The following is a 9,880-nucleotide window of genomic DNA, read 5'->3' as shown; positions in this document are numbered from 1 at the left end:
ACTCCGAGACCGCCGCGACGTCCTCGCGCAGCGCCGCGATCTCCTCGCCCGGCGCCGGCGCGGCCGCCTCGCCGACCCCGGTCGGCGCGCGGTAGGAGCCGAACGCGTCGCGGAGCGTCGCTGCCCACTCGCCGGTCGTCGCGCCCGCGCGGGCGGCGGCGATGGTGGCCGGCATGACGTTCTCGTCGGAGGCGGCCACGCGCGCCAGCTCGGCCAGCGCGGCGTCGACCGCGGCGGAGTCCCGCGACGCGCGCCACGCCTCCAGCGCCTCGATCGCCTCCGCCTCGACGGCCGGGTCGACGACCATGATCCCGCCGTCCTCGGTCAGCGGCGACGGCTCGGTCTCCTCGTAGCGGTTGACGCCCACGAGCACCTGCTCGCCCGACTCGATGCGCGCGATCCGCTCGCGGTGCGACTCGACCAGCGCCGCCTTCATGTACGGCACCGCCTCGACCGCGCCGCCCTGCTCCTCCACGCGAGCCATCTCCTCCCGGGCGCCGGAGAGGAGCTCGGCCACGAGCCCGTCCATGACCTTCGAGCCCTCGAAGATGTCCGGGTACTCCAGGAGATCCGTCTCGTAGGCCAGCACCTGCTGGATCCGCAGCGACCACTGCTGGTCCCACGGCCGCGGCAGCCCCAGCGCCTCGTTCCAGGCCGGAAGCTGGATCGCCCGGGCCCGGGCGGTGCGCGAGAGGGTGACGCCGAGCATCTCCAGCACGATCCGCTGGACGTTGTTCTCCGGCTGGGCTTCGGTCAGCCCCAACGAGTTCACCTGCACGCCGTAGCGGAACCGGCGCTGCCTCGGGTCCTCGATGCCGTACCGGTCTCGGGTGATCTCGTCCCACAGCCGCGTGAACGCGCGCATCTTGCACAGTTCCTCGACGAACCGCACGCCGGCGTTGACGAAGAACGACACCCGGGCGACCACCTCACCGAACTTCTCGGGCGGCACCTGCCCGGAGTCGCGCACCGCGTCGAGCACCGCGATCGCGGTGCACATCGCGTAGGCCACCTCCTGCACCGGGGTGGCCCCGGCCTCCTGCTGGTGGTAGCTGCAGACGTTGATCGGGTTCCAGCGCGGCACGTTGGCCACCGTCCAGGCCACCATGTCGGTGATCAGCCGCAGGCTCGGGCCGGGCGGGAACACGTAGGTGCCCCGGGACAGGTACTCCTTGATGATGTCGTTCTGGGTGGTGCCGGACAGCCGGGCGACCACCTCGTGCCAGTCCTTGCCCTGCTCGGCGGCCTGCTCCTGGGCGACGGTGATGTAGAGCGCGAGCAGCCACATGGCGGTCGCGTTGATCGTCATCGAGGTGTTCGCCTCGGCCAGCGGGATGTCGGCGAACAGCGCCCGCATGTCGCCGAGGTGGCTGACCGGCACGCCGACCTTGCCGACCTCGCCCCGGGCAAGCTCGTGGTCGGGGTCGTAGCCGGTCTGGGTGGGCAGGTCGAACGCCACGGACAGGCCGGTCTGCCCCTTGGCCAGGTTGCGCCGGTACAGCTCGTTGGACGCGGTGGCCGAGGAATGTCCGGCATACGTGCGCATCACCCACGGCCGGTCCCGCTCACGGTCGGACGGATACGGCATCGGACACCTCCCAGGAGAGCTTCCGATTTAGCGTACTGGCGAGTAACCCGGTCCGCCGGGGTGCCATTCCTCACAGCCGAGGGCGGAGAATGGGGCCCGTGCCCGCGTACACGTTGCTGGTACCGCTGCTGGCCATCGGGGTGTTGGCCCTGGTGCTGCGCTGGGCGTCGAGTCTGGATACCGACAAGGCCCACCGCAAGGACTACGGGTTGCTGCGCGAGGTCGCCCGGGTGCCCAGTTCGACCGCGGCCCGGGTGGTCGAGGAGCGGTTGCAGCAGGTCGGCGTGCGGGCCACCACCGTTCCGGCCGAGGACGGCAACGGCATGCGGATCCTGGTGTTCCCGGGGGACGAGAACACCGCGATCCAGGCTCTGCTCAGCTACCCGTCACCTGGGGAAGACCACGCCCGCTGAGCTGCCGCCCCGGCGGGTGGGCTCGCCGGCGGCCAGCACCGCACCGTTGGGCAGGAACTCCAGGCCCGACGCCACGCCGATGTCCGGGCTGATCCTGATCGTCGGGTCCAGCGGCGAGGTGTCCCGGATGGCGAACGCGTGCCCGAGCGCCATCAGGCCCGGTGTGGTGGGCAGCGCGATGAACGCCGGCTCGGCCTGGGTGGTGGCGGCGTTGCGCTGCGAGGCGCGCGGTGCGGCGATCGCCTCGGGCAGGGACATCCCGAGGTCGACCCGGTTGAACAGGATCTGCACCACGGTGGTGATGATCGTGGCCCCGCCCGGCGAACCGACCGCGAGGAACGGCCGCCCGTGCCGCAGCACGATGGTCGGCGACATGCTCGACCGCGGCCGCTTGCCGGCGGCCGGCAGGTTGGGGTCGGGGGCGCTGCCCTGGGTGGGCGTGAAGTTGAAGTCGGTCAGCTCGTTGTTGAGCAGGAAACCGCGCCCGGGTACCACGATCCCGCTGCCGCCGAGTTGCTCGATGGTGTTGGTGTAGGACACCACGTTGCCCCACCGGTCGCTGACCACGAAGTGGTTGGTGTGCGCGCCGTCGTTGCCGGCCACGGCGCCCGCCGCCGGGGTGCAGGCCGGCGAGCCGTTCGGGTCGCCGGGGGCGACCGGGCTGGTCAGCGCGTGCGCCGGGTCGATCAGGCAGGCCCGCTGCCGGGCGAACCGGTCGGACAGCAGCGCCCGCTGCGGCACGTCGACGAACGCCGGGTCGCCGATGAACCGGTTGCGGTCGGCGAAGGCGAGCCGGGTCGCCTCCAGGTAGCGGTGCAGCGCGGCCACCCGGTCCATCCGGGCCAGGTCGAACCGCTCCATGATGTTGAGCGACTCGCCGACCGTGATGCCGCCGCTGGACGACGGCGCCATGCCGAAGACGTCCAGCCCGCGGTAGGAGACGTGTGTCGGGTCGCGGTCGATGGTGCGGTAGCCGCGCAGGTCGGCGAGCGCCATCCGGCCGGGGATCGGCACCAGCGTGGCGTCCGGCGCGAGCGGCAGGTCGCGCTGCGCGGCCACGGTGTCCCGGCCGATCGAACCGCCGTAGAGCGTGCGGATGCCGTGCCGGGCGATCTCCCGGTAGGTGTCGGCCAGGTCCGGGTTGCGCAGCACCGAGCCGACCACCGGCAGCGCCCCGCCCGGCAGGAACAGCTCGCGGGTGGAGCTGAACTGCCGGAACCGGGTCTCGTTCTGCCGGGTCTGCTCGCGGAACGTGGCGTCGACGACGAAGCCGCGCTCGGCCACGTCGATGGCGCCCCGCAGGTTCTCGCCCAGGCTGAACCGGCCCCACCGGTCCAGCGCGCGCTGCCAGGTGGCCAGGTTGCCCGGCACCCCCACCCCCAGGCCGCTGGTCACCGCGGTCGGGAACGGCAGCGGGTTGCCGGCGGCGTCGAGGAACATCCGCTCGTCGCCGGCCGCGGGCGTGGTCTCCCGGCCGTCGATGGTGAACACCTGGTGCCGGCGGGCGTCGTAGAAGACGAAGTAGCCGCCTCCGCCGATGCCGGCGACGTACGGGTCGGTCACCCCCAGGGTCGCCGCCACCGCCACGGCGGCGTCGGCCGCGGTTCCGCCCCGGCGCAGCACCGCCAGGCCGGCACTGGTCGACTCCACGGTGTCCGAGACGACGGCGCCGCCGAACCCTCTGGCGACCGGCTGTTTGGCCGGTGGTTGGTCGGCCAGCGCCGGGGTCGCCGTGGCCAGACCGGCCGCGACCAGCAGACCTACGGACAGCATCGTGGAGATTCGATGGCGGGTGCGCACAGCGGCTCCTTCGACGAGGAAACGTGTGCCCCTGTTCTACCCCCGGGGACCGACGCTACGCATGCTCCGAACGTCGTCAGATGCGGCGCACGTCCGCGCCGAGCCGGTTCATGTTCTCCACGAACAGCGGGTAACCGCGGTCGATGTGGAAAACGTCCCACACGTCGGTCATTCCGTCCGCGCACAGGCCGGCGAGCACCAACCCGACCCCGGCCCGGATGTCCGGCGCCCAGACCGGCGCGCTGGACAGCCGCTCGACCCCGCGCACCACCGCGTGGTGGCCGTCGGTGCGGGCGTCGGCGCCCAGCCGGACCATCTCCTCGATGAACCGGAACCGGGCCTCGAACAGGTTCTCGGTGATCATCGAGGTGCCGTCGGCGACCGACGCCAGCGCCACCGCGAACGGCTGCAGGTCGGTCGCGAACCCGGGATAGGGCAGGGTCACGAAGTCCACCGCGGCCGGGCGGTCGCGCTGCACCACGCGGAAGGTCTGGCTGTCGTCGATGGTCACCTCGGCGCCGGAGAGCCGCAGCTTTTCCAGCACCAGGTCCAGGTGATGCGGGTCGACCCCGCGGACGGTCACGTCGCCCCGGGTCATGGCGGCGGCGAACGCCCAGGTGGCGCCCACGATCCGGTCGCCGATCACCCGGTGCTCGGTGGGCTGCAGGGCGTCGACGCCGTGCACGGTCAGCGTCGAGGTGCCGGCGCCCTCGATCTTGCCGCCCATCTGCTGCAGCATCGTGCACAGGTCGAGGATCTCCGGCTCCCGCGCGGCGTTGTCGATCACCGTGGTGCCGTTGGCCAGCACCGCGGCCATCAGGATGTTCTCGGTGGCGCCCACGCTGGGGAAGTCCAGCCAGATCTGCGCGCCGTGCAGACCCTCGGCCTCGGCCACCACGCAGCCGTGCTCGATCTCGCTGTGCGCGCCGAGCTGGCGCAGCCCGCTCTGGTGCATGTCCAGCGGGCGGGAGCCGATCGCGTCCCCGCCGGGCAGCGCGACCACCGCGCGCTTGCACCGGCCGACCAGCGGGCCGAGCACGCAGACCGACGCCCGCAGCTTGCCCATCGAAGCCGAGTCCGCGCGGTGGTTGAGCTGCGCGGGCGTGGTGATCTGGACCGTGTCACCTTCGATGGCGACCTCGCAGCCCAGGCTCCGCAGCACGTCGCCCATCAGGGGAACGTCGAGGATCCGCGGGCAGTTGCGCAGGGTGGTGGTGCCCTCGGCGAGCAGGGCGGCGGCCATCAGCTTGAGCACACTGTTCTTGGCGCCGACCACGTCGACCTCGCCGACCAGCCGCGCTCCGCCATGAACCTGGAAGTGCTCACTCACGAGCGCCCATCTTGCCCGCCGGAGCCACCACCTCCGCCCGTGGGGGTCCGGCCGGGTGACCCCGGTGGTCCAGCTACCCTGCGGCCACATGAGGATCCTGGCGCGCGTGGTGAGCCCGGCCGGATTCGTGTTGGCGCTGCTGTTCTTCCTGCTCCCGTTCGTGGCGGTGTCCTGCGACGCGCCGCAGGGCGCCGGCTCGATCGAGGCCAGCTACACCGGCTACGACCTCGCGCTCGGCGCCGGCCCGACGGTCACCACCTCCGGCGAGCTCAGCCAGGGCGACGAGCCGTTCCGGCCGGACGAGCTGCCCCGGCCGGACGTGCGGGTGCCGGCGACGATCGTGCTGGTGCTGATCACCGCCGGCCTGGCCGCGAGCCTGGCGCCGGCGCTGCGCTCCCGGCCGCTGGTGATCGCCGGTGGCGCCACGGTGTCCGCGCTGGTGCTGCTCGGCACCGAACTGCTGGCCCGGTCCAACCTGAAGGCATCGGTGCAGGAGCTGGCCGGCCCGTCCACCCGGATCGGCGGCGAGACGCTGGCGGTGACCGACGAGGTGGCCGGCCGGCTGGTCGAGTCCCGGGGCGGCTTCTGGCTCACGCTGGGCGCCCTGGTCCTGGTGGCGCTGTGGTCGCTGGGGCTGGCCGTCCGGGGCACCGCGCGCAAGTAGGGTGGCCGTATGGCCGTGCACATCACCCGCGTCTACACCAAGGTCGGCGACAACGGCACCAGCGCGCTCGGCGACGGCAGCCGGGTGGCCAAGACCGACCCTCGGCTGGCCGCCTACGCCGACGTGGACGAGGCCAACGCGGCGATCGGTGCGGCGCTCGCGCTCGGCGGGCTGGCCGAGGAGGTCGGCGCCGTGCTCCGCGCCGTGCAGAACGACCTGTTCGACGTGGGCGCGGACCTGTGCGCGCCGGTCGTGCCCGAACCCAGGTACCCGCCGCTGCGGATCACTGAGTCCTATGTGGAGCGTCTGGAGGGCTGGTGCGACGAGTTCAACGAGCGGCTGGCCAAGCTCAGCTCCTTCATCCTGCCCGGCGGCACCCCTGGCGCGGCGCTGCTGCACGTGGCCCGCACGGTGACCCGGCGGGCCGAGCGCAGCGCCTGGGCCCTGATCGAGGTGGACGGCGAGCGCACCAACGTGCTCGCCGCCCGGTATCTCAACCGGCTGTCCGATCTGCTGTTCGTGCTCTCCCGGATCGCCAACCCGGACGGCGACGTCCTCTGGCAACCCGGCCAAGGCGGCTAGCGACCGGTCCGCGAAGCGCGGACACCCCCAACGGGTGTCTTCTCTCTCCCCGTGCCGCCCCGGCCACCGCTGCCCGTACGGTGACCAACCCGACGAGCGAGTACAACCGGCCCACGCACTCGCTGCCCGCCGGCCAATGGCCGCGCCGGCAAGCCGACTGCTGACGACGAACTAGAAGACGAGTCCGGACAGCGTGCTGCTGTCGGGCACCTTCCCATCGGCGCAACACCAGGCTCACGCCAGGCGATGCCAGGACTGAGACAACCCTGCGACGAAAGGGCCGCACATGGCACGCGGACGGTGGACCGCCAGCTTTAAGGACCGGGCCACGGCCCAGTACCAGGCCGACCAGATCGCCGGGGCGAACGAGAAGGTCCGGCAGGAGGCGTGGCAGGCGGGCTACGCCGCCGGATTTCAAGCAGGACGCGACAGCGTACTCAACGTGGCGCCGGCTGATGGGCCGCCCGCGCCACGGCCATAGACAGTCGCTGCGGCTCAGCAACCCCGTCACATCAACGTCCCGGAGCGACCGGGGATGTAATGCAGGCTCGCGCTGCTCGCCGTGGCACCGGGAACTTTGCTCCCACTCCTGACTCATCGCCACGGACACGCTCGCCCGGTCCGCCCGTCGTTCACCATGGCCCCGCCCGTCCAGGCATCCCGGGCCGCCAACGGGGACCTACTCCGGTGCGAGGATCATCAGCCTTGGTACCGGCCGGCGGCTGGCCAACCGTCTCCCCCGCCGTGCGGGAGCACGCGGCGGTAGGCATGAGCCGGCAAAACCGGCGTGGACCAGGCCACCTGCGCAGCGGCCCGACACCTGACGCCCCTTTGGTGACCCTGATCCGAGGTTCCGTTGGTCGGCCCAGGACGTCGCTATCGCCATGCGGGCAGGCTGGGTGGGCTCTGGTTGTGCAGGCGGTCCAGGGTGGTGAGCACGTAGGTGTAGCGCTGGCCGGGCTGGGCCGTGCTGTCGGTGAACGTCCGCAGCAGGCCCTCGGACCGCCCGGTGGCCACCAGGTGTGCGGCGTCGGCGAAGCCGCACCGGGGCAGGGTCCAGCCGTCGAACCGGTAGAGGGCGAACTCGGTGCTGCGCCGCCGGTCCTGCAGCCAGCGCACGGTCACCCCGTCCGGTCCGGGGCGGGCGTCGACCAGCAGCGGCCGCAGCGGCGCGACGCCGCCGCGCTGCGGCAGGACCGGAACCAGCGCCGGCCGGGTGTAGTGCCGCTCGGCCAGAATGTCCATGTGGGACAGCCGGTTCGTCCGGACGTCCTTGGCGGAGAAGAAGACGTCGCCGCGCACCTGCGGGTAGGACCGGTTGAAGGTCAGATGGCTGGACAGCTCGTTCGGGTCCATCCAGGCCGGGGACTGCGTTGACACGCCGACCTTGTAGTTGGCCTGCCCGACATAGAGGTGCACGTCCGTCCCGGTCACCTCGCGCGACCACCAGTCGACGATCTTGGCGTAGTCGGCGGGCGGGAACCCGATGTTCCAGTACACCTGCGGCACGATGTAGTCGATCCACTGTTCGCGCACCCACTTGCGGGTGTCGGCGCCCAGGTCGTCGTAGGTCTGCACGCCCGCCGTGGTGTCCGAGCCCGTGGGGTCGGTGGCCTTGTTGCGCCACACCGCGAACGGGCTGATGCCGAACTTCACCCACGGCTTGAGCGCGGTGATCCGCGCGGCCAGTTCGGAGACCAGCAGGTCCACGTTGTTGCGCCGCCAGTCCGCCTTGGTGGCGAACCCGGCGCCGTAGGTCTGGTAGGTCGCCTCGTCCTCGAACTGCTGCCCGGCAACGGGATACGGGTAGAAGTAGTCGTCGAAGTGCACGGCGTCCACGTCGTAGCGGCGCACCGCGTCCAGGATGGCGTCCTCGGCGAACCGCCGGACCTCCGGGATTCCCGGGTTGTAGTAGAGCTTTCCGCCGTAGGGCAGGATCCAGTCGGGGTGCACGCGGGCCGGATGGTCGGGGCGCAGCCGGCTCGGGTCGGCGTGCATAGCCACCCGGTACGGGTTGAACCAGGCGTGCAGTTCGAGGTTGCGCCGGTGCGCCTCGGACACCGCGAAGGCCAACGGGTCGTAGCCCGGATCCTGGCCCTGCGTGCCGGTGAGCCATTCCGACCACGGCTCGAACGGCGACGGCCAGAACGCGTCCGCGGTCGGGCGGACCTGCAGCATGACCGTGTTGAGCCGCCGGTCGACCGCCTCGTCCAGCCAGCGGACCAGTTCCGCCTGCTGCTCGGCCGCCGGCAGGCCCGGCCGGGACGGCCAGTCGATGTTGACCACGCTGGCGATCCACTCGGCCCGCAGCTGCCGGGCGGGCACGTCCGGGTTGGGCGCGGGGCAGTCCGGCGTGTTCGCCGAGGCGGCGGCCGAGGAGAGCAGCGATCCGGCCAGCGCGACCACGGTCGCGACCAAGCCGATCCGGCGCAGAGTCATGGCGCACAGTGTGCCGGATTAACCATATCGCTGTATATAGCGTGAACCATTAACTTGTCAGGAGGCCCACGGCAACCGGCCGGGCGGCGCGGACTCCAGCCAGGACAGGAACCCGGTCAGCGCGTCCGGGCCCATGGCGATCTCGACATCGGGTTGGGCGCCGGCCTTGCGGTGCCGGAACCGGATCACCCGCGCCCCGGCCGGCATGGTGTAGGCCTCGGCGCTGTCCGGATCCCGCCGGTCGGCGATCTCCACGCCGGTGCGCCGGATCACCCGGTCCGGACCGGCACGCAGCGAGAGCACCCGGAACCAGGCGAACTCGTCACCGTGGTAGCGCCCGACCCCCAGGTGCCAACCCTTGCCCGGCTCGTCCATCCGGGTGCGCAACGCCACGTGCACCCCACCGGAACGCAGCAGCCGCAGCCGGCGGACGACCAGATAGCACAACACCAACGCGACCAGGCCGAGGAGCGCTCCGACCACCACGCTGATGTCCACGGCCGCTCCCTGCCCGCTCCGCCGTCCGTCAGGCCAGGGACCCGGCGGCGCGGAGCCGCGCGAACCACCTCGCCGGGGCGAGGCGCCGAAGGATCATGTCGGACACACGGTCTCCTCAAGCCTGGGTACTCGCATGAGTCTAGATGGTTCTTGGCAACCTCCCCAGTCAGGCCGGTGTCATGCAGGGTGGATCCGCCACGGCAATGGAGGCGCTGTGACCACCGGGGAGTTCGAGGAGTTCGTGACTACGCGCTCGTCGGTCCTACTCCGCACGGCATACCTGCTGTGTGGCGGGGACCAGGCCGCGGCCGAGGACCTGTTGCAGGACGTGCTGGAACGCGTCTTCCCGAGGTGGCGCCGAATCAGGGACAACCCCGACGGTTACGTGCGCGCGGCGCTGGCGAACGCGGCGGCGAACCGGTGGCGGCACCGGTCCAGACGGGTGGCCGAGGTTCCGCTCGCCGAGACCACCACGGTCTCGGTGCCGGGCCCCGAGCAGGTCGTGGCCACCAACGACCTGCTGGTGCGGGCCTTGGCCACGCTGCCGCCGCGGATGCGCGCGGTGC

At 71.9% G+C, this 9,880-nt stretch carries 9 protein-coding genes; 4 read left to right on the top strand and 5 right to left on the bottom strand.

Going from position 1 to position 9,880, the window contains the following annotated elements:
* Positions 1-1,588, bottom strand: a 1,588-nt coding sequence (locus tag VFO68_RS07020) for a methylmalonyl-CoA mutase family protein (RefSeq protein ID WP_325157348.1), incomplete at its 3' end; no start/stop codon positions are given.
* Positions 1,589-1,686: 98 nt separating this feature from the next.
* Between VFO68_RS07020 and VFO68_RS07015 the strand changes: the two genes are divergently transcribed.
* Complete coding sequence (locus VFO68_RS07015) at positions 1,687-2,001, top strand: hypothetical protein (RefSeq protein ID WP_325157347.1); 315 nt, start codon at positions 1,687-1,689, stop codon at positions 1,999-2,001.
* On the opposite strand, the gene ggt is transcribed toward VFO68_RS07015, so the two are convergent.
* Complete coding sequence (gene ggt, locus VFO68_RS07010) at positions 1,975-3,774, bottom strand: gamma-glutamyltransferase (protein ID WP_325157349.1); 1,800 nt, start codon at positions 3,772-3,774, stop codon at positions 1,975-1,977. The genes VFO68_RS07015 and ggt overlap by 27 nt on opposite strands.
* A gap of 103 nt (positions 3,775-3,877) precedes the next feature.
* A complete protein-coding gene (gene murA / locus VFO68_RS07005; protein WP_325157346.1) occupies positions 3,878-5,131 on the bottom strand; it encodes a UDP-N-acetylglucosamine 1-carboxyvinyltransferase in 1,254 nt (417 codons plus the stop codon).
* A gap of 88 nt (positions 5,132-5,219) precedes the next feature.
* Here murA and VFO68_RS07000 point away from each other — a divergent pair, with 88 nt between their 5' ends.
* Together VFO68_RS07000 and VFO68_RS06995 are read left to right on the top strand one after the other, a co-directional pair.
* Positions 5,220-5,795, top strand: a complete 576-nt coding sequence (locus VFO68_RS07000) for a hypothetical protein (protein ID WP_325157345.1) — start codon at positions 5,220-5,222, stop codon at positions 5,793-5,795.
* Positions 5,796-5,804: 9 nt separating this feature from the next.
* Positions 5,805-6,377, top strand: coding sequence for a cob(I)yrinic acid a,c-diamide adenosyltransferase (locus VFO68_RS06995; RefSeq protein ID WP_325157344.1), 573 nt, complete (start codon positions 5,805-5,807; stop codon positions 6,375-6,377).
* Between the two features lie 876 nt (positions 6,378-7,253).
* On the opposite strand, the gene VFO68_RS06990 is transcribed toward VFO68_RS06995, so the two are convergent.
* Positions 7,254-8,816: a glycoside hydrolase family 10 protein gene (locus VFO68_RS06990; protein WP_325157343.1), complete on the bottom strand. Its 1,563-nt coding sequence runs from the start codon at positions 8,814-8,816 to the stop codon at positions 7,254-7,256.
* 57 nt (positions 8,817-8,873) lie between these two features.
* The gene (locus tag VFO68_RS06985) at positions 8,874-9,314 is read right to left on the bottom strand and encodes a DUF2550 domain-containing protein (protein WP_325157342.1); all 441 of its coding nucleotides are present in this window, start codon (positions 9,312-9,314) and stop codon (positions 8,874-8,876) included.
* A gap of 214 nt (positions 9,315-9,528) precedes the next feature.
* Between VFO68_RS06985 and VFO68_RS06980 the strand changes: the two genes are divergently transcribed.
* Positions 9,529-9,880: sigma factor (locus tag VFO68_RS06980; protein ID WP_325157341.1), on the top strand; the 352-nt coding region annotated here is incomplete at its 3' end.

This window comes from Actinophytocola sp. (assembly GCF_035712165.1).
GTDB lineage: Bacteria > Actinomycetota > Actinomycetes > Mycobacteriales > Pseudonocardiaceae > DASYTH01.
This window is presented reverse-complemented; position numbering and strand designations above follow the sequence as displayed.